Below are 19254 nucleotides of genomic sequence, written 5' to 3'. Positions count from 1 at the left end.
CTTATATTTCAAAAAAGAAAGAACAGACCCGGAAACCTGCTCCCCGGACCTGCCTTTCTAGTTCAGTTAATGGTTTCTATTCACTCTGAAATCCAGGTTTGATGACCTTCAGCCCCTCGGTCACAGCAGGTTCGTTCTGCCGCAGCCGCTGCTTCATTTGCTTGAAGCTGATGAAGGTTTTGTGGTCCTCATCCCAGAGACGGTATTTCAAGGCTTGCAGACTGGTACCCAGCGTAATGGTTGTTGCCTTTTGCAGCGATGGGCTGGCATTATGGGCCAGCTCCAGATTATAGTTAGGCACCTTCGGGCTTAAGTGATGCACATGGTGAAAACCGATATTGCCGGTAATCCACTGCAGCAGCTTCGGCAGCTTATAATACGAGCTTCCTTCTACAGCAGCGTTCACGTAACTCCATTCCTCATCATGCTCGAAATAGGTATGTTCAAACTGGTGCTGCACATAGAACAGCCAGATGCCGAGGAATCCGGACACGAACACGATCGGCAGCTGTACCAGCAGGAACGCCTGCCAGCCAATAAGCAGAATAAGACCCGTGTATAAACCCACGATAGAGACGTTGGTCAGATACGTATTCATCCGTTCCTTGCGTCTTGCACCCTTGGCATTGAACCGGTACTGGATCAGGAAAACAGCAATCGGTCCGATGACGAACAGAACCAGCGGATTGCGGTAGATCCGGTAATACAGCCGCTGCAGCGGCTTCGCAGCCACATATTCATCCACCGTCATAATCCAGATGTCACCGATGCCTCTTTTGTCCAGATTACTGCTTCCGGCGTGATGAATCGAGTGACTGTGCTTCCACTGACGGTAAGGGACCAGGGTGAGCACACCGGTGATCGTTCCGAGAATATCATTCGCCTTGCGGTTCTTGAAGAACGACCCGTGACAGCAGTCATGAAAAATAATAAAGGTGCGGATGACAAATCCGGCGGCCGGAATGGCAAACAGCAGCGTCAGCCCGTAAGACACGGATAAGCTGAAGTATGCGGCGGCCCATAACAGCACCAGCGGTCCAAGCGTATTGATGAGCTGTTTTATGCTCGTGTTGCGGTCTGTTTTTTCGTAAGGGGCTACGCTTTTCTTCAAGGTGGAGAGCTGGGGTATGTTGTTATTGTTATGGTGGTTGTTGTTCATCGGGATCGTTCCTCCTAGGATGCATCCATTCAAGGATACTTCATGTAATGTCATTATAGGGGAGGAAGTGTCACCCCCGTAAGTCATAAACATCAACTCTGATGTATGACATTTGTCATAGTCGCCCCTGAAGGGAGGGTTGTTGTTCAGCTTCTTTCGCTCGAACCATCGGCAGCAGTATCAGCATCGCGATCAGGAATAATGCACCGCTGATGGAGAACACCACAGACAGGGAGAGAATTCCTGCAAGATAACCTGCGATTGACATGCCAATCACCATGAAGCCCATGAACATCGGCCCCATAATCCCGCCAACCCTGCCCATAAAGGCCGACTCGGTATTACGCAGCAGCAGTGTGTTGATGCCGATATGGATACACGGGTAAAAGAATCCGCTCACCGTCTGCAGGGCAAGCGTTAGCGCGGTATGATGCGACCAGCCTACACCCGTTGTTCCGGCAGCACTGACCAGCAGACCTAAGGACAACATGGTTTGTGGTTTCATAGTTTTGCCTTTACTCATAATAAACATTCCCCCGAGGAGCATTGCGCCCCCGTTCGCCATCATAATCCACTGCAGGAATTCTTTGTCCTTGCCCAGATTCTCAATAATGATGAAGATGCCCAGCGGCTGGGTCAGCCCGGCGGCAAGTCCCGCGAAGGCAAATGCCGCTCCAAGATTCCTCAGCACCCGGTTAAAGCGCACATAATCCAGTCCCGATTTCATCTCAGCCAGGAATCCGCTCCGGGAACGTCCGGCTTCGTCAGAGGTATCCGGAGGCAGCAGGCCCAGAATGAGCGATGAGCCGATGAACATGCCGCCCATCACGATAAGCGATACTTCAATTCCGTAGTGTCCATAGATAAATGTGCCGAATACCGGACCAATCACCATGAAAAAGGCTGTCATCGACTGGAACATGGCCATCACACTCTGCAATTGCTCTTCAGGCACATGCTGCTTGAACAGCTTCATGGCGGAAGGCTGTGAGAATTGGGACAGAATGGCCGAAGCCAGTGTTGCCAGCAGCAACGCTTTCCATGATCCAGACATGACCACCAGCAGTACCACAAAGACTGAACAGGCAGACAACAGATCGCTTAACATCATTGTCCGCTTGGGCCGCCAGCGGTCTGCGAAGGTTCCTCCGATAATGGCAAAAATAAAGATCGGCGCATATTCAACCACCGAAATGAGCGAGACATAATAAGGGTCATTCTGCGTAATATCCGTTACATACAGCAGAATCGCAAAATTCCTCACCCAAATCCCGAGCTGAAGCAGCACCCTGGACAGCATAATTGTCCGTACATACTTGTTACTTAACACGTTAACATCCTCCGCATTTCATATTTGACTAAATAGATATACATCTAATCTGTTTATAAATATATAGATGTTTTATTTTTTTGTCTATATATTTAAAGATAATGTTTCCATTCGTCTACGAATCTCTTATAGCAGCATGATTAACCGGTCCAACACATGAGCAGTTATGATGAATGAAAAGCAGCCCCTAGCCCCTGTTCGCCACCTTAGTTGGATTTTATACACTTAATAATTCCGTTTCTCTTTCCATAAGAAGAGTAAGTGGATTTTTGTCATCTAATTCGCCCCCATTCCGCTAAAGCTCCAATATCGCTCCCAGTAAGTGTTGTTTATCCAACTGCTTCACCGGTTTCAATGATTTCGGCTGAAATAGTTGGAGTTTTTCCACTTATATAAGACGCACTTAAGATTTGAACTTGAAGCTTCGCCGTCACTGCGGTGAACATTTGGACTTTCGGCCGCTGTTGTCCCCAGATTTCTTGATTTATTCCGCTCTTCGCGGTGGAAATCCGGTGACAAAGGCGGTCGCTATCGCTCCTACAGTTCCAAATTTCCCCTCCGCTTCTTTTGCTTTTTGTTTATTTCTTTAGTGCTTCTTACTTAGCAGCTTCCTCGAAGCAGGCACAGGCGGGCAGCGAATTAATCAGCATTATGAGGCTTGAATAGGCTCGACGCCTCGAACGACAAAAAAGCACCCATTAGCTTAGGTGCTTGGGTGCTTAGTCGCTTGGGCGCTTCGGTGCTTCGATTCTTAGTTGCTCAGATTCTTAGGCGGTACCCTTATCCGGCCTTTATGTATATCCTGCGTTCAAGCAGCTTCTTACCCGCCGGTCTGTTAAGCCTGCTTCACATGCTCCTCCCGATACTCTGTGGGGGTCTTGCCCGTTGCCTTCTTGAACACTTGAGTGAAATACCGCGGGTCCTGATAGCCGACAAGCGGCGCTACCTGATAGACCTTCACATTGCTGCTCCGCAGGATGTACTTGGCATTCTCCATCCGGCAGTGGGTGACAAATTCCAGGAACGTGTATCCTGAGATTTGTTTGAACAGGGTACAGAAATGGCTGATGCTGAGATCCGCCACCTCAGACACCTCTTCGATGCTGAGATCCTTGTGGTAATTGGCTTCAATATACCGTTTGACCTTCTCGATGATACTCCGCCCGTCTTCGCGGCCTGCGGTCCCCCGGCTCTGCTCCAGCCAGTCGCGGAAGGTTGACTTCAGGACATTCATCATGTCCGGCAAGCTGCCCAGTCCGTTCAGCCTGCTGAGCAGCCCTTCAATGGACCAGTCATTATGTGTGTTCAGATGCTCGAACTGCCGGTACAGCACCACACTCATCTCAATCATCAGCCGCTCGGCCAGCGGCTGCGGTAGACTCTGGGCTTCGATGAATACGGACATCTCATCGAATAGGGCCAGCATACGCTCCAGGTTCAGGGTGCGGATACTCTCAATCAGCGAATGCTCCAGCTCCTTCGGATATTGCACCTCACGGCTGCCGCCCGCCGCCGTCTCTTCTTCAAGGAAGACCCCGGCCTGGCCGGAATAGAAGCGCCGGTATAACGCCTGGGCGGCCAAGGGATAAACCGTGCTGAGCTGATCAATTCCCCGGGTGCTTCTGCTGATGCCGACAGAACAGTTCAGCTTGGAGTAGCGCTTGATCCCGGCAATCAGCTGCTCCCCAAGCTCCCTCTTGCCGATACCTGGGCTGGCCGGGAAGAGCAGAATCCATTCCCCGTTGTAGAACGGAAAGATAGAGAGCGCCCCGTTCTCCAGCGACCATTCCTCCAGAATGTTGCGCACGGCAAACAGCCACAGACGCTTCTCTTCGGCACTCCATCTCGCCGTCAGTCCGGCGTAGTCATCCAGACGGACCACCGCCATGAAGTATTCGTCCTCCAGCTCACTGTTCTCCAGCCACTTCAGATGCTGGAGCGGCCGCGGATTGCCGAGCGTGAACTCGGCCAGCATCCGCTCACGGGCAAGCAGCGATAAGTTCTGCACAGAGAGCAGCAATTGCTCATTCTCTTTCTGCCGGTCGAGCCGTTCCCTCGCCCGCTTGAGCATTTCCGCCAGCTCATCATGGTCAATCGGCTTCAGCAGGTAATCAAACGCGCCCAGCCGCAGGGCTTCCCTGGCATATTCGAACTCCCCGTAGCCGCTGATGAAGATGAAGATCAGCTTGGCGCTGCGCGGCAGCACCTCTTTCATCAGAGCGATTCCGTCGATCACCGGCATACGGATATCGCTAATAATGATCTGCGGCGAGGTCTCCTGAATCAGCTGCAGCGCAACTTCCCCGTTCTTCGCTTCCCCGACAATGCTCAGACCCAGCTCATCCCATGGAATGGCAACCTTCAGGCTGCGCAGAATAATCGGCTCATCATCTACGAGCAGGACTTTATATTTCTCCTGATGCTCCTTCATCTCATACCCCCCCAGGCTTATTGATCGGACGAACTACGGATCAGATTCCAGTATTGCTTGGACGCATCCTGCAGCTGCTTCAAGGCCAGGTCTGCCTGCAGCCCTCCGTCAATCATCTCTTCGATGACACTAAGGAAAGTCTTCTTCACTTCAGGTGATAACAGGTTATCATAAGGAACGAAGCTCTGGTGATTCTCCTCCATCATCTCCATGACCTGGGCGAAGACCGGTCCGGTCTTATCGGGATCGAACGCAATCCGCATGGATGGGATTCTAAGTCCTTCATATACAATCCGCGTCTGAATCTCCTTCGTGTAGAAGCCCTTCATTAATTCAAGCGCTGCCTCCCGCTTCGCTCCGCTAAGGCTTGAAGAGAGTCCGATGCCGATCGTATAACCGCCCGCTATCGACGGCTCTGTCCCCGAAGCCAGCACAGGAAACGGAATAACACCGACCTGCGTCTGGAATTCCCCGGGCGCTGCCGCACCTGAGAACAGATTGATATCCCAGTTGCCGTTCAGATACATGGCGGCCTTGCCTTCCGTGAACAGGCGGACCGCATTCTCCGTGGAGGTGTCATTGGAGCCCTTGCTGAAGTAGCCCGCTGCCACCCAGCGGTTCAAATGGCGGAAGGCCTCCAGGTAGCTGCTGTTCTGGAAGCTGGACTGATCCTCGCCTGTAACCAGCTTCTGGATCAGCTCCGGTCCGGCGTAGCGGTCCATCAGATAATGGGCAAAAATCCCGGCAGGCCAGCGGTCTTCATTCCCCAGCGCAAACGGGATATACCCCGCCGCCTTCAGCTTCGCCATGGCGGCATCCAGCTCTGCTACTGTAGCCGGAATGCTGATTCCGAGCTTGGTGAAGATGCTTTTATTGTAATAGAGCGGTTCTGCATTCCCCTCAATCGGCAGCCCGTAGATATGCTTATTGAACGTCCAGAGATGCAGATCCTTGAACTGATTACTCAGTCCGTTCCCGATAGTGAAGTCAGTCAGATCCATCAGCCGGGCCGAACGCACGTAAGGCTCTATCTCCGCCCCGCCGAACAGAACGAACATATCCGGCGGTGTCCCGGTAACCATCTCACTCTTCAGCTTCTGCTCCCGGTGAATATTCTGATCCAGCCCTTCAAAGTTCACCTTCACATTCGGATGGCTCTCCTGATAGCTGCGCACCACCTCCTCGAAGATGGCCAGCAGCGGCCGGTCATGCTCCTTGATCCAGAAATGCCGGAACGTCAAGGTGATTTTCTCGGGCGAGGTGTCCTCAATCTGCTCCCGGTCCTCCATCATAATGAACCATACGGCACCGGACATGAGCACAATATAGAGCAGAATCCACCCCCAGTTGATCAGCCATCTTACCATATGCCGCTGGTCTTTCATTTGGCTTCTCCCTCTCATGACGGTTGTATCCTCGGAATCCGGATGCAGATGGCTGACCCGAAGCCCGGAGAGGAACAGACCAGAATGCCATAGGGATTGCCGAACCGGATGTTCAGGCGCTCATGCACATTCTTCAGCCCGACCCCGCTGTCGCTGTATTTCTTGGGGTTGCTACGTTCCTTGTTCCACTGGCTCATCAGGACCTCAAGATCGAAGCCGGGGCCGTTGTCCTTCACAATAATGATAATATCCTTGCCGTTCTCCTGGGCAGTGACCGTTATCGTCCCTTGCTCCTCCATCTGCTCAATGGCATGATACAAGGCGTTCTCTACAATCGGCTGAACAATCAGCTTCTGGGTCATTACGTATTTCAGCGGCTCGGGCAGCTCAAGCTGATAGGAGAATTTGTCTTCAAAACGGAATTTCTGAATATCCAGATAATGCCGGACATGCTCGAATTCCATCTGCAGCGGAATCAGCTCCTGATTCTGGCTGATGCTGATCCGCAGCAGCCTGCCGAGCGAGATCACCATTTTGCTGATATCCCTGTTGCCTGCCAGCACAGCCATGGAGTTGATCGACTCCAGTGAATTATAGATAAAATGCGGATTAATCTGGGCCATCAGCGCCTTCATCTCCGCTTCTTTCTTGCGCCCCTGCTCTGTCTGTACCTGTTCTATCAGCTCGTTGATCTGTGAGCTCATCCGGTTGAAGCCGTCAATCAGGGAATCGCTCTCATCATTGGCCCGCAGAGGTACGGTGATCGGGGTGAATATCCCCTGCTTCACCCGTTTCATGCCGTTCACGGCACTGTTAATGCTGCGGACCAGCCTGCGGATGAAATAGTGGTCGAACAGAAAGGCGGACAGCAGCGACACCATCCCCAGAATAATGGCAATATTGCGGATCGAAGCCGACTCCGTGGAGATCAGATTCATCGGTGTAATCGCTGCCAGAAACCAATCCGAATTATGTGAAGGCAGGAAAGTGATCAGAGACCGCTCCCCTTGATAATTGTCGATGTAATAGTCCTGCTCCTGTGTATAATTCTCCTGCAAAAAAGGAAAATCCGTCCGTTCTCCGATATGCTCACCGGACTTGTTAAAGACGATATTGCCCTGCTTGTTCACCAGCAGGATATCCCCCTTCTTCAAGGTGGCTGCCTCCCAGAAGATCTGATCGAGCAGATCCGGCTTGACGTACACCACCAGATAGCCGATATCCTCCAGTGAATAGTAATCCTTAATCACTCTGGCATGGATGAGCACCGGCTTATCGCCGCTTACCGAGCCGTTCTCCCCGGGACCGGACCAGACAGGGCGCCCTTCGGCACCTTCCATGGCTCCGAACCAGACCTGCTTATGCATATCTGCAAAAGACATCGGCGCATTGTATTGATAGAGCAGCCGGTCTTTGCCGTACAGGCTGAAGGAAGTGATCATCGGATGGTTGATCAGCAGATTGTTGATTTCCTGCTTGCGGTCATAGGTCAGAACGAAATTCTGCTGCTTCAGCGATTGCTGAATCGCCGGCTGCGTAATGGCTGAATTGGTAATGGAGGAAATCTCACTGAGCGCGAACTTCAGCTTGCGGTCCGTCTCCAGCAGCGAGATCCAGTAGAAATTGCTTGATTTTTTCTCCATGGCGTTGGAGAAGTTGACATACGTAACAATCCCCATGACAATCACGGGTATGAATACAAGAAGAATAATAGCGAACAAGATTTTGCGGCGGAGCTTCATGGTCTGTCCCTTCCTCCTGCTGTCTCTGTCCAAATAGAAGAATTCATAGGTTTCACACGATACCTTATCCTTCTATTTCTCGCTGAAACGAATGCCGCCCTTTACAAGGACGGCAAAGCCGTTTCCACTTGATTATTATTCTTCACAGCATTCTGTATTTCCTCTTGCTTACATTAATAGATAGATTAGCTCTTGATGGCTCCGGAGGTCAGACCGGCGATTACCCAGCGGCTGAACAGCAGGAAGACTACCAGCAGCGGCAAGGTTGCTGTGAAGGTCGCCGACATAATCATTCCGTAATCGAGACCGTCACGGGTAGTGAACAACTGCTGCAGGGCAATCTGAATCGTGAAATTCTCCTTGTTCTTCAAGACCACCAGCGGCCAGAAGAAGTCATTCCATACCGTCATGAAATTAAGGATACCCAGGGTAGCCATCGCCGGTGTAATGACCGGAACCGCAATCTTCCAGAAGATCCGGAAGTGGCCGCCCCCGTCAATGCGTCCGGCTTCAATCAGCTCGGTAGGCACAGCCGAAGATATGTACTGCCTCATCCAGAAGATCCCGAAGGCATTCACCATGGCCGGGACAATCAGTGCCTTGAAGCTGTCAATCCAGTGAAGCTTGGCCATAATAACATAGGTTGGCAAGACGCCGAGCTGCTGCGGAACGATCAGGGTAGCAATAACGAACACGAACAGCACGTTTTTACCGGGGAATTCATATTTGGCGAACGCATAACCGGCCAGTGTACAGAAGAACACCACCGAGATTGTCACCATGGATGATACGAACAGCGAGTTGCCGAGTGCCTGGAAGAAGTCCGACTTCTCCAGCACACGCTTGAAGTTGTCGAAGAACTGATCTCCTACGGTCAGCAGAGGCGGGACATGGAACACGGCTCCCTTATCATTGGTACCGACCACAAACATCCAGTAGAACGGGAAGATGGAGACCAGCGCCCCGAGGATCAGCAGACAATAGAAGCCCAGCTTGCCGAAGAAGCCGAGGTCATCCGGTTTTTTTCTGAACATACGCAGTGTGCTCACGCTTTTTTCCCTCCAGTCTCTCTGCCGCCGCTTCTGGAGATCAGCATATTCAAGACAGAGAACAGAATCGTAACGAGGAACAGCAGAACTGCCGTCGCCGCCGCCGTGCCGAAGAATCCATTGCGGAATGCTTCGCTATACAAATAAGTAACCATCGTGATTCCTTCCTGCCGGGTAGAACCGGTTCCCGATTGGCCCAGGAAGACATAAGGCTCCGTGAAGAGCTGAAGCGCTCCAATAGTCGATTGCAGGGATACGAAAATAATAAACGGCTTGAGCAGCGGCAAGGTAATGGAGAATAGCTGCTGTCTGCGGTTAGCCCCGTCGATTTTGGCGGATTCATACAGATCCATCGGAATACTCTGCAGTCCTGAGAGAAACAGAATGGCATTGTAGCCCGTCCAGCGCCACATCACCATGGTGGAGATGGCAATTTTGACCCCCCACCAGCCGGAGTTGAAGGCCATGCTGTCGATCCCCATTCCATTCAGCAGCCAGTTGATCATCCCGTTGTTGCCGAACAGCGTGCTGAATACCAGCGTAACGGCAACGATTGAAGTGATATTGGGCATGAAGTACAGAATGCGGAAGGTCTTTTTGAATTTGGTCATCCCCGAGTGAAGCAGCACAGCCAGAAGCAGCGCCAGAATGACCTGCGGTACGGTGCCCATCAGCCCCATAATCAGCGTATTGCTGAAGGAGATCCAGAAGGTCGGATCACTGGTGATGAGATCATAGTTTTTGAAGCCTACGTATTTCATGGGACCGAGGGCATCCCACTTGAAGAACGATAAATAGAATGTGAAGAAGATTGGATACAGTCCGAATATCGAGAACAGAATAAAGAACGGTGAAATGAATGTATATGCAGTGATGCGGCTCCGTCTTTGTTCAGTAAGGAAAGGGCGTTTGCTCTCGGCATGCGGACTCGCGATTACGGGTTCTGCCATGTCACACCTCCAGGGAATTCATAACGCAAGCTAAAACGGCTGTGCCGCCCTTTATAGGACGGCATCCGTTTCAGCGAGAATTAAAAGGATAAGTTATCGTGTGCACATCAAAATTCTTATATTTGGATGAATCCGGACGTCCGTGGAATGGGATTCCCCGCTGGTTAAGAATTTAGCCGCGCTCTGCAAGAGTTTTCGACTGCTTTACAGCATCTTCCCACTCTTTTGCCGGATCGGCTTTTTTCTCAAGTACGTTTTTGAGCGCATTCTTGAAGAAGGTGTCCGTCTGGTCATGCAGCGGTCCGTAATATACCGGTTTCACGCGGTTAGCCGCTTTACCGAATTCAACAGCCGTCTGCTGGCCTCCGAAGAAGTCATCCTTGAAATCTACGAATGCAGGATCTTCATACAGTGCAGGAATGGAAGGCATCAGGCCTTTGGTCTTGAAGGACTCCAGCTGGTTATCCTTGTTCACAAGCCACTGGATGAAATCATAAGCTTCTTTGGAATGCTTGCCTTCCTTCGGCAGCGTGATGAACGAACCACCCCAGTTGCCGGCTCCTTCAGGAAGCTGGGCAATCTTCCATTTGCCTGAAGAATCAGGCGCGTTACTCTTGATATTGCCAGCCATCCAGGCCGGGCCCATAACCACTGCGAACGAACCGTCATTCATGCCTTGACCCCATTCCGGCGACCAGAGCATTACATTGCTGATCCAGCCTTCCTGAATGCCTTTAACGGTGAAGTCATACGCTTTCTTCACTTGCGGATTGGTGTCGCCGATGAAGCTGCCGTCTGCTTTGCTGAAATAGATCTCGTCAGCGGATTGGTCACGAAGGGCATTGTACGTAAGATCTGTCAGGTCGGAGAAATATTTGCCGGTCTTATCTTTGAATGCTTTGGCTACGGTAGCGAATTTGTCCCATGTGTCAATGGCTGCGCCGAAGCCTTCAGGATCACTCGGCAGGCCGGCTGCTTCAGCCAGATCGGTGCGGTAATAGACTACAGTCGGGCCGATATCTGTCGGAAGTCCAAGCTGGAAGCTGCCGTCGAGGGAAGATGCCTGCTTCCACTTCCAGTCCAGATAGTTCGCTTGGATGTCCTTCGCGCCCAGATCATTCAGGTTGTAGAATTTGTCCTGGGCCCCCAGAAAGCGCTCCATGAAACCGATCTCAAGCTGGAAAATATCAGGTGCGCCCGAACCCGCCGACAAGGCTGTCGTCAGATTGTTGTGGTGAGCAGTCTGGTCCCCGGTGTTCTGTATCTTAATCGTTACATTCGGGTGTTCCTTCGTGTAGGCTGTAGCCAGCTCTTCGTAGTTCACGTTGCCCAGCGTCCAGAAAGACAGCTCCACCTTCTCTGCAGGCTCCGTTTTCTCTCCATCTGTTGCCGGTGCAGTCGTACTTGCCGGGTTGTTACCTGTATTTCCTTCAGCAGCTTTATTGCCGCCGTTGTTGCCTCCACATGCTGCGAGTGAACTCATGAGCATGATAGAGACCAGCGTCAGCGCCAGGTTTTTAACTTTTTTCATTCCTCTGTACCCCTCTCAAAGGTTTCTTTTACAAGACTTAGTGTACCGTAGGGAGAAGTTTTTTTTGAGGAGGCAAATTGCCGATTTATGGTGGAAATACTTACGATTCTAAAACTGGAGAGTTTTTATCATTACAGTATTTACAAATCATTGTAAATTACCGATAGTTTAAAAGGTAGACGTACAAAGGGGGATTTTAATGTTTAGATCAAAAAAGCTTCTAATTACCATCGGAATCATCGCTTTATTAGAAATTGCTATTTTTACAGGCATGTCCTTGAGAGAAGCCTTAGGGATGAACTTTCTTCTTGCCTCACTTGCTGTAATTATTTTTTGGTTCGTTGGCATGTTTAAGCCGACCATTGTTCGCCGGGGAAATCGAAAAACAATTACCAAGTATTCTGCTGTTATGTTTATTATATTTTTTATTTTGTTCGTTATTGCAATTCCAAAAGCCTCTCCCTTGGAACAAGCTACTAATAAGACTGATGACCACACAGAAGTTCTCGACACATATGTGCTTAAATCTGAAACAACTCAGAAGAACACTGAACTTACCAGCTTGTCTATGAATGCAAAAACCATTGAAGCAAAGGTCACCGCAGTGACTGATGGTGATACCTTCACAGTCAAATTAGATGGAAAGCTTGAAAAGGTGCGGCTCATCCTAATCGACACTCCTGAAATAAAACCTGTACAGCCCTTCGGGCCAGAGGCGAGTGCGTTTACAACAAAGTTGCTTACGGATAATACAGTCAGACTTGAATTCGATGTATCCGAACGTGACCAGTACGGACGTATCCTTGCTTACGCCTATGTCGATGATAAAATGGTAAATGAATTGCTGCTGGAGAAAGGTCTTGCACGAGTCGCTGTCTTTCAGCCGAATGTGAAAAATGTGGATCAGTTCAGGTCTATCCAGAAAAAAGCCCAAGCAGCAAAATTAGGGATATGGAGCTTAAAAGATTACGCAACTGATAAAGGATATGATGAGACCGTTGTGGCTAAAGCTACTATCCAGCCCACTGCCACAATTAAACCGTCACCTAAGCCCACAGCCACACCGAAGCCTACCGCTACTAAAAAACCTGTTCCAGCTAAAACTCAAAAACCTGCAACTACTAAAAAACCGAAACCAAAAGCAACCCCGCAACCAGTTCAAGATGTTTACTACAAGAACTGTTCTGCTGTGAGAGCAGCCGGTGCTGCGCCGATCTATGCTGGAGAGCCTGGCTACTCCAGAAAGCTTGATCGAGAGGGTGACGGAGTAGCGTGTGAATAGATTTAACCCCGGAATTACGATCCGGGGTTTTGTTATGTAATATTCATATCATTTCTAAACTCTGTATTAAATATTTTCCAGTCTTTTGAAAAAGGATTTGATTCCATCATATATGACCATCAAACCAATAATTAAGCCAAACTTCTTACAACGAACTCAGCAATATAGAGGCTCCCTTGGTATTGCGTTGAGCCGAAAGTATGCCCAGTGATAAATCCTGGTGATATCATTATAAGCACACCTACAACGACACTTGAAATTAGTAATACGACCTTACTCACAAATGTTCCCCTCCCGTTTTCACTCTTCAAAACTAATGTACTGATACGAACAAACATATATATTATATTTCCTAGTATCTCACTTAACAACACTAATTTGGTAAAAAAAGAAATATTACTAGCATTAAGAGCTTGGCGAACTTCAAAAGTAGATGGACTTGCTAAACCAGTTGTCATAATTCCCTTCATTTTCATATTTCGCACCAAAGTAAGCGTTAAGTGGATTTCTGGCGGGCAGACGGGTATACTGATCGTATTTGCTGAAGCAGCAGTTATCCCTATATAAAGGAGATTTATATCGCATGCCCATTAACCGTCCCTTGCTGACTGACCAGGATCTGCAGGAAGCGATTGACCGCAAGGTGCCTGTCCGCGTCTTTCAGGATGACCATCTGGTGAATTCCGGCGCTACTATAGTGCGGTTTACCGATTCGGATGTTGTAATCCAGTCCCGTGTCAGCGACTTAACCTATTATTCGCGCAGCCGCTGCGAATTCTTCGAAGTCCGGCCTTAAAGGATGACTGTCCGGGCCTTGGACACGTGTGAGCTGTGCGGCCGTTCTCCTCTTGCAACTACCGTTCATCATTTGATCCCCCGCGAGAAAGGCGGCAGCCTGCTCCCGACTGCCCTTCTGTGCAAGGCTTGCCACCGGCAGATTCATGCCTTGTATACCAACAGCGATCTCGTTGTTCTTGGCCTTACGACACTGGACAGCCTACGCAGCGACCCGCAGATTTCCGCTTACCTGAAATGGATCATGCGGCAGGCACCGGGCTCCGAACCGAAGCTGCGCAAATCAAAGCGCGTACGAAGCAAACGTTAATCTGCCGGTCAGCAGGATAATGCAGGCGCACCAGCCCAATGTATGCTGTTTTCCGCATACATACGAGTCATATGCCTGCGCACCAGCATAATGTATGCTGTTTTTGGCATACATTCGAGCCACACACCTGAGCACCAGCCCAATGTATGCTGTTTTCCGCATACATACGAGTCATATGCCTGCGCACCAGCACAATGTATGCTGTTTTCCGCATACATACGAGCCATATGCCTGCGCACCAGCACAATGTATGCTGTTTTCCGCATACATTCGGGCCATCCATTCAAAGAGCCCTTATCCGCTAATACACACACCTTGTCCACAAGAGGAGGAAATTATAATTTCCTAAACAACAAAAAGGTGCCTTCCGAGTTCCGGGAGGCACCTTTTTGCTGCTTTTGCTGAAGGCTCTATGATTTGCTGCAAGATCTTCTGTGGAAAATAGTTCTGCTGCTCCATTGCTTATTTCTTCATGTCGCCATAGGTATTCAGCTTCTCATTCAGAACTTCCTGGAAGCTCTGGACTTTGTCTTCCTGTCTCTGCGCTTTAGGATCAATAACGGGCTGAGGTCTAAAAAACTGATGATTAAAAGCCATTAGATTATGTACGCTCATACTCATTGAGTTCAACCTCCTTCCATAATCTTCACCCTATATTTGCGTGAGTGCGAAACTTCTTATCCCTTATATAAACTGCTCTTTCCAATCCTAAACAGTTTTATCTCAGAAAAATGGGAATGGAATCTTAAAGTTATCCCCCTTGAAAATAGCAAAGGCGGACCCAGACTTAAAATAAAGTCCGGGTCCGCCGCTGTATTTTTGAAGTTACATTGAATCCAAGCTCAGAAAGAGTGAACAATTAATTCAGAGTAGGCTGCTATACACCACATAGCTATGGAATTAATTCTTTTCTTTATTTAGAGACAACTCAAAAGATGCAGTAATAGGCTCTAGACGAGAATCAGTAGGCACTGCTGTTATCTCTACAGTCAAGATTAGAGGATCGGGTAAGACGATTTTGCTGATATTCTCCATACCCGTAAGATAATAATGGTTTTCACCCATTTTCACTAATCCTCCTCCAGACGTATCTGAAGCGGTTATATCCTTTTTATTGTTAATAAGTTTGCAGACTATATTATAATCTTTTAAAATAGTGATCCCTTTTATCTCGTAACCGACCTTAATTTCATCCCTCGTATATGAGGCATATCGTAAGGCAAAGGTTGTGTCTTCGACTATTTGGGTTTGAATCTCAATATTCGGTTCAGGGATAGAAGTCTCCTTAGGTGTATTTGTCCACCCGAAATAACGTGCAGCCAAAAAGCCTAAAATGAGCAAACCAACAATTAGAACAAGTAAGCTTATTCGCTTTTGTCTCATAATGTCACCTCATAAAAATTCGAACCGGATACGGGTTTCGTCAAGGTGATTTTCATCCTATTCATTCATCAGCCCGACTAAATATTTGTAATTCTCCTCTGTAATCCCAAATGAATTCGCGGGGTTCTTGTGATAGAATCCTTCGGCAAATTTTATCATATCCCCGGATATCTGATTGGCCTCAAGAATGTTTTCCTTCCAATATTGAATGCACTTTATCGCTCTCTGGTCCGCCGAAGACAGCTTATGCTCCAGGCAGAAATTCAAATCCTTTATAAATGTGTTCCAGCCTTTAATATTGAAGGTTTTGCTTAATTTCTGTTCGGGATGATCAACGCGGAATGTTGAACTATCCGTATCCTCTGTGATTTGTGCAAAAAACGGAAGAAGATACGCGGTAATCTCCTGTTGCTCGCTGATCCGCTCCTCAAGAATGGACAAGCGCATTAAACGCAGCTGCAGGTCAGTAATGGCTGTCTCAATCCTGTGTTGTTCTGCTTTAATAAAAAGCCGAATATCAAAATCAGTATTATGGATATACTGCTTGATCTCCCTTAAAGTCATCCCCATATTTTTAAGAGATATAATCACGAAAATCTTGGAAAAGGAATCTGCATCATAAAACCGGTGACCATACTCGTTGATATATGCCGGGGTGAGCAGGTTAATTTCATCATAGTATTGTAAGGTCCGCACACTTACACCGGTCAATTCGGAAAGCTCTTTAATTTTTATATATTGTTCCATCGTCATACAGTCTACCTATCCTGTTCTCTGAGATGACCTTGGCTAAGTGACGGAACCTGGCCGGAACGCACTTCCAATCCATGTGCTCCAGCTCCTTGGAGTGATAGTTCAATTCATACGCAGCTTTGGAAATGAATGGTTCTACTGCGAACGGTAAGGGCTGCATCAGGATCCCTCTGGAACACCCATCCCCGGCCCATATAAACTGACTGGGAAGTTGCTCGCTCTGAACTGTAAAGTGAGCAAACAGCATCACGACGCTATCCATATTTGCCTCAACGGTCCCTGTGTGTAATCCGGTTTCCCAATTCCCCGTTGTAATAGACACAACCGATTTATTGTCAAACAATTCAGCTACTGTCCCTTTAAATTCATGGATCGTATCTTTATACTCCATCGTGAAATTTGCATCTGTGATCTGACAAAAAATAGAGACCCCTTGAGAAAGACGAAAAGAAAAACTTATCTTTGCATTAACATCATTGATGGAGGAGAGCAGCGTACAACCTGTAATGATCTGCTCCAAAAACCCGCGCATGCAATCCGTCCCTCTAAATTCGCTTAATGCTTGTTCTGCAATCTGACGGGTGTCCGCTAGGACCATTCTGAAGTCCTTGTTTACAGAAAGCATTCTTATGATATTATTCATGTCTATCACCTCTTGAATGAATAATAGGATATCACGCTACGTGATACACAAGCCCTAATTTACATTAAGAGGCTATTAACAGTTACAACGAAAAATCAGTCACGCCTTTCTTAGAGGCATATTTCAGCGTATAGGCTCCTCCGCCCTCAAAGGGCATCGTGGCCATTTTGATCCGGGTATAATCAAGCCTATGCTCTCTTATAACTTTTTTGATCAGAGCTATCCCCCGTTGTTCATCCGTAACAACACAAAAGAGGTTAAGCACATATTGCTGCGGGTCAGACACCATTCTCCCCATCTCAAACCCGTCCACATAGCCGAGTTCAGCATCTGCCAAAAATAGATTCAGATATTCCGTTACTTTATCCCTCAACCATTCATCGCGCTGGCTCCCTTTAATGCTTTTCAAGGGATATTGTACGACTACCCAGCATTTCTCATTCATGTCAGTTCACCCCCCGTTTGAATTAATGAAGAGCTGCCGAAGTCAGGGTTACTTCTTCACCGCTGCCCAGGAGCCTTCATTCAGCAGCTCCAGCTCGTCCCGCTCCAGGTGGAAGGTCATGGCGCCGATATTCTCCCGGGCATGGCGGACCTTGGAAGCGCCAGGGATGGCAACAACGGTGTCGCCATGATAATGAATCAGCCAATTAAGTGCAATCTGTCCCGGTGTGCACCCGTATTTGTCAGCCAGTGCGGTCAGGGTGGTGATGAGCGGCCTGCTGCGGGCCAGGCTCCGGTCGTCCAGGCCGGACATCATCCGCCGGGACCGCGAGACTGCGCTAATCTGCGACGGATCATTGTGGAATCGTCCGGTCAGAATCCCCTGCTGGAGCGGCGAGTAGGCGATAATCGAAATTCCCAGCTCTTTGGCGGCGGACATGATGCCGTTCTGATCAATGCTGCGGTGCAGCAGATTATATTTGACCTGATTGGAGACCAGAGTGAGCCCGTAAGTCTGTAAAATACGGTGCGCTTCCACCATCTGCTTGGCTGAATAATTGCTTACCCCGACGTAGCGGATTTTGCCAGCCTTCACTAGCCCGGCCATCTCCTTCATCTCACTGGCAATAGAGGATAAGGAGAACGGCTGGTGGATCTGGTACAGATCAATTTCCCTGCCGCCCAGGCAAGCAATGCGCTGATCAATTGTGGAGGGAATCGAGCGTGCCGTCCGCAGCATCGGCCACCATTTGGTCGCAATCAGCGGTGCAGCATGTGAGCTGCCTTCCTGCTGTAGCTGGTCCAGCACATGAGCCAATGCCTCCTCCGATTTGCCTCCGCCATAAATTTCAGCCGTATCCACCCAGTTCATGCCGCCTTCCAGGCTGACCCGTACGATATCCAGAATATCCGTATCGGTCAGATTGCTCCAGTAACGGCCTACGAAGCCGCTGCCCCTGCTGAACTGCCAGCAGCCGAGTCCCAGCGGCGATACAGATAATTCAGACTGTCCCAGGAAGCGCAGACGGACCTCACTTACAGGTGTTTCCATAGTTCATCCTTCTCTCGGCATATTAGTTGCTGTCTGACCCTCTAACTGTAGTCACAGCTTATGACTTTCCCGGCGCACTGTCAATTACAGCGGAACAGGCGCGGGCCTTGGTCCCGCCGCTGCCCGCACCGGGGAGCCGGACGCTCCTCCTCTACTACCGTAGCCTTGAAAAAGGGGCTTATGGTATAATTACCCTGCCCTACTGCGCTAATCCATGCAAGAAGCTTACATAACACAACCATAACGGAGGGAATTCATTATCCATGATTAAAATTCTAGGTTTCCTGCTGCTGTACCGTCTGCTCGGCAATCCATTTCTGGCCCTGATCATTCTGCTCGTCGTTCTATATTTCGTAGACCGCCGTTATGTCGGCATTCTGCCCAGCTTCTCCAAGCCTTTCCGCCGCAGCCGCCAGATTTCCAGACTGCGCTTGACCATTGCACAGAACCCGAACGATGTATCCGCCAAATTCGACCTGGCCCGGCTGCTGATTGAGCGCAAGCGTTACAGCGAGGCCAAGGAGCTGCTGATAGCCATTGCCGACCGCTATGAGACCTCCGCTGAATACTGGGTGGAACTGGGTTACGCCAACCTCAAGCTGGGTCAGCTTCCCGAAGGAGAAGCTCAGATGCTCAAGGGACTGGAGATCAACCGCCGGGCGCAATACGGGCAGCCTTACCTGCGACTGGCCGAGACCTTCCGGCATGTTGACCATGACAAGGCGCTCCACTATGTGAGCCAGTTCCAGGAGATCCAGTCCTCCTCCAGTGAAGCTTATTATCTGGCAGGCTCCATGTACAAGGCGCTGGGCCGGACGGAGGACGCCAAGCTTGCTTTTAACGAATCGCTTGCCATCTACCGCACCTTGCCCAAATACAAGAAACGCCAGGAACGCGGCTGGGCGCTGCGCAGTTATTTCGCCAAGCTGCGCTGAGCCGCAGATATTAGGAATAGATGACATGAACCGCAAACAACCTCCGGCTGCTGCACGTTGCAGTGCCCCGGAGGTCGTTTG

Annotated in this window: 19 protein-coding genes; 4 read left to right on the top strand and 15 right to left on the bottom strand. The window is 49.4% G+C overall.

The genetic code is table 11. The features are described 5' to 3' along the window. Positions 1 to 76: 76 nt before the first annotated feature. The 8 genes from desA to HQN87_RS01210 form a co-directional block, all read right to left on the bottom strand. Positions 77 to 1159 (bottom strand): Delta(5) desaturase DesA, encoded by a 1083-nt coding sequence (gene desA, locus HQN87_RS01245; protein WP_173126516.1) that lies wholly within the window; start codon positions 1157 to 1159, stop codon positions 77 to 79. Positions 1160 to 1274: 115 nt separating this feature from the next. Then, positions 1275 to 2489, bottom strand: coding sequence for an MFS transporter (locus tag HQN87_RS01240; RefSeq protein ID WP_173126513.1), 1215 nt, complete (start codon positions 2487 to 2489; stop codon positions 1275 to 1277). A gap of 835 nt (positions 2490 to 3324) precedes the next feature. Next, positions 3325 to 4920: a response regulator gene (locus tag HQN87_RS01235; RefSeq protein ID WP_173126510.1), complete on the bottom strand. Its 1596-nt coding sequence runs from the start codon at positions 4918 to 4920 to the stop codon at positions 3325 to 3327. 17 nt (positions 4921 to 4937) lie between these two features. Then, the gene (locus HQN87_RS01230; RefSeq protein ID WP_173126507.1) at positions 4938 to 6305 is read right to left on the bottom strand and encodes an ABC transporter substrate-binding protein; all 1368 of its coding nucleotides are present in this window, start codon (positions 6303 to 6305) and stop codon (positions 4938 to 4940) included. Positions 6306 to 6319: 14 nt separating this feature from the next. After that, positions 6320 to 8047 carry a cache domain-containing sensor histidine kinase gene (locus HQN87_RS01225; protein WP_173127623.1) on the bottom strand — a complete coding sequence of 576 codons (1728 nt, stop codon included), beginning with the start codon at positions 8045 to 8047 and terminating at the stop codon, positions 6320 to 6322. 185 nt (positions 8048 to 8232) lie between these two features. Further along, positions 8233 to 9096, bottom strand: coding sequence for a carbohydrate ABC transporter permease (locus tag HQN87_RS01220; protein ID WP_173126504.1), 864 nt, complete (start codon positions 9094 to 9096; stop codon positions 8233 to 8235). Then, positions 9093 to 10046 carry a carbohydrate ABC transporter permease gene (locus HQN87_RS01215; RefSeq protein WP_173126501.1) on the bottom strand — a complete coding sequence of 318 codons (954 nt, stop codon included), beginning with the start codon at positions 10044 to 10046 and terminating at the stop codon, positions 9093 to 9095. Before HQN87_RS01215 ends, HQN87_RS01220 begins: the two co-directional genes overlap by 4 nt. Positions 10047 to 10218: 172 nt before the next feature. Beyond that, on the bottom strand, positions 10219 to 11577 hold the full coding sequence (locus HQN87_RS01210; protein WP_173126498.1) for an ABC transporter substrate-binding protein: 1359 nt from the start codon (positions 11575 to 11577) through the stop codon (positions 10219 to 10221). A gap of 199 nt (positions 11578 to 11776) precedes the next feature. On the opposite strand from HQN87_RS01210, the gene HQN87_RS32645 reads away from it, so the two are divergent. After that, positions 11777 to 12859, top strand: a complete 1083-nt coding sequence (locus HQN87_RS32645) for a thermonuclease family protein (protein ID WP_301953141.1) — start codon at positions 11777 to 11779, stop codon at positions 12857 to 12859. A 131-nt stretch (positions 12860 to 12990) separates the two neighbouring features. Here the strand turns inward: HQN87_RS32645 and HQN87_RS01195 are convergent, their stop codons facing one another. Continuing rightward, positions 12991 to 13329: a hypothetical protein gene (locus tag HQN87_RS01195; protein ID WP_216857093.1), complete on the bottom strand. Its 339-nt coding sequence runs from the start codon at positions 13327 to 13329 to the stop codon at positions 12991 to 12993. A gap of 113 nt (positions 13330 to 13442) precedes the next feature. Here HQN87_RS01195 and HQN87_RS01190 point away from each other — a divergent pair, with 113 nt between their 5' ends. Both HQN87_RS01190 and HQN87_RS01185 read left to right on the top strand, forming a co-directional pair. Continuing rightward, positions 13443 to 13655, top strand: a complete 213-nt coding sequence (locus HQN87_RS01190; protein ID WP_173126492.1) for a hypothetical protein — start codon at positions 13443 to 13445, stop codon at positions 13653 to 13655. An 18-nt stretch (positions 13656 to 13673) separates the two neighbouring features. Further along, the gene (locus HQN87_RS01185; RefSeq protein WP_436836445.1) at positions 13674 to 13964 is read left to right on the top strand and encodes an HNH endonuclease; all 291 of its coding nucleotides are present in this window, start codon (positions 13674 to 13676) and stop codon (positions 13962 to 13964) included. Positions 13965 to 14426: 462 nt separating this feature from the next. On the opposite strand, the gene HQN87_RS01180 is transcribed toward HQN87_RS01185, so the two are convergent. From HQN87_RS01180 to HQN87_RS01155, 6 genes are all read right to left on the bottom strand, one after another. Then, on the bottom strand, positions 14427 to 14585 hold the full coding sequence (locus tag HQN87_RS01180) for a hypothetical protein (RefSeq protein WP_173126486.1): 159 nt from the start codon (positions 14583 to 14585) through the stop codon (positions 14427 to 14429). Positions 14586 to 14864: 279 nt separating this feature from the next. Further along, positions 14865 to 15347: a hypothetical protein gene (locus HQN87_RS01175; RefSeq protein ID WP_173126483.1), complete on the bottom strand. Its 483-nt coding sequence runs from the start codon at positions 15345 to 15347 to the stop codon at positions 14865 to 14867. Positions 15348 to 15404: 57 nt separating this feature from the next. Beyond that, positions 15405 to 16100 (bottom strand): MerR family transcriptional regulator, encoded by a 696-nt coding sequence (locus HQN87_RS01170; protein ID WP_173126480.1) that lies wholly within the window; start codon positions 16098 to 16100, stop codon positions 15405 to 15407. Continuing rightward, on the bottom strand, positions 16072 to 16743 hold the full coding sequence (locus HQN87_RS01165) for an Hsp33 family molecular chaperone HslO (RefSeq protein ID WP_173126477.1): 672 nt from the start codon (positions 16741 to 16743) through the stop codon (positions 16072 to 16074). Before HQN87_RS01165 ends, HQN87_RS01170 begins: the two co-directional genes overlap by 29 nt. A gap of 82 nt (positions 16744 to 16825) precedes the next feature. Further along, positions 16826 to 17188 carry a hypothetical protein gene (locus HQN87_RS01160; protein ID WP_173126474.1) on the bottom strand — a complete coding sequence of 121 codons (363 nt, stop codon included), beginning with the start codon at positions 17186 to 17188 and terminating at the stop codon, positions 16826 to 16828. A 48-nt stretch (positions 17189 to 17236) separates the two neighbouring features. Continuing rightward, positions 17237 to 18238, bottom strand: coding sequence for an aldo/keto reductase (locus HQN87_RS01155; protein ID WP_173126471.1), 1002 nt, complete (start codon positions 18236 to 18238; stop codon positions 17237 to 17239). 263 nt (positions 18239 to 18501) lie between these two features. Here HQN87_RS01155 and HQN87_RS01150 point away from each other — a divergent pair, with 263 nt between their 5' ends. Further along, on the top strand, positions 18502 to 19173 hold the full coding sequence (locus tag HQN87_RS01150; RefSeq protein WP_173126468.1) for a tetratricopeptide repeat protein: 672 nt from the start codon (positions 18502 to 18504) through the stop codon (positions 19171 to 19173). Positions 19174 to 19254 lie beyond the last annotated feature (81 nt).

The sequence above is a fragment of the Paenibacillus tritici genome (assembly GCF_013204885.1).
Lineage (GTDB): Bacteria > Bacillota > Bacilli > Paenibacillales > Paenibacillaceae > Paenibacillus_AQ > Paenibacillus_AQ tritici.
This window is presented reverse-complemented; position numbering and strand designations above follow the sequence as displayed.

Coding starts and splice junctions, on each gene's coding strand:
- HQN87_RS01195 (WP_216857093.1), bottom strand. CDS start 13,329: ATGAAGGGAATTATGACAACTGGTTTAGCAAGTCCATCTACTTTTGAA.
- desA (WP_173126516.1), bottom strand. CDS start 1,159: ATGAACAACAACCACCATAACAATAACAACATACCCCAGCTCTCCACC.
- HQN87_RS01165 (WP_173126477.1), bottom strand. CDS start 16,743: ATGAATAATATCATAAGAATGCTTTCTGTAAACAAGGACTTCAGAATG.
- HQN87_RS01215 (WP_173126501.1), bottom strand. CDS start 10,046: ATGGCAGAACCCGTAATCGCGAGTCCGCATGCCGAGAGCAAACGCCCT.
- HQN87_RS01225 (WP_173127623.1), bottom strand. CDS start 8,047: ATGAAGCTCCGCCGCAAAATCTTGTTCGCTATTATTCTTCTTGTATTC.
- HQN87_RS01180 (WP_173126486.1), bottom strand. CDS start 14,585: ATGAGTATGAGCGTACATAATCTAATGGCTTTTAATCATCAGTTTTTT.
- HQN87_RS01210 (WP_173126498.1), bottom strand. CDS start 11,577: ATGAAAAAAGTTAAAAACCTGGCGCTGACGCTGGTCTCTATCATGCTC.
- HQN87_RS01170 (WP_173126480.1), bottom strand. CDS start 16,100: ATGACGATGGAACAATATATAAAAATTAAAGAGCTTTCCGAATTGACC.
- HQN87_RS32645 (WP_301953141.1), top strand. CDS start 11,777: ATGTTTAGATCAAAAAAGCTTCTAATTACCATCGGAATCATCGCTTTA.
- HQN87_RS01230 (WP_173126507.1), bottom strand. CDS start 6,305: ATGAAAGACCAGCGGCATATGGTAAGATGGCTGATCAACTGGGGGTGG.
- HQN87_RS01155 (WP_173126471.1), bottom strand. CDS start 18,238: ATGGAAACACCTGTAAGTGAGGTCCGTCTGCGCTTCCTGGGACAGTCT.
- HQN87_RS01175 (WP_173126483.1), bottom strand. CDS start 15,347: ATGAGACAAAAGCGAATAAGCTTACTTGTTCTAATTGTTGGTTTGCTC.
- HQN87_RS01235 (WP_173126510.1), bottom strand. CDS start 4,920: ATGAAGGAGCATCAGGAGAAATATAAAGTCCTGCTCGTAGATGATGAG.
- HQN87_RS01160 (WP_173126474.1), bottom strand. CDS start 17,188: ATGAATGAGAAATGCTGGGTAGTCGTACAATATCCCTTGAAAAGCATT.
- HQN87_RS01150 (WP_173126468.1), top strand. CDS start 18,502: ATGATTAAAATTCTAGGTTTCCTGCTGCTGTACCGTCTGCTCGGCAAT.
- HQN87_RS01190 (WP_173126492.1), top strand. CDS start 13,443: ATGCCCATTAACCGTCCCTTGCTGACTGACCAGGATCTGCAGGAAGCG.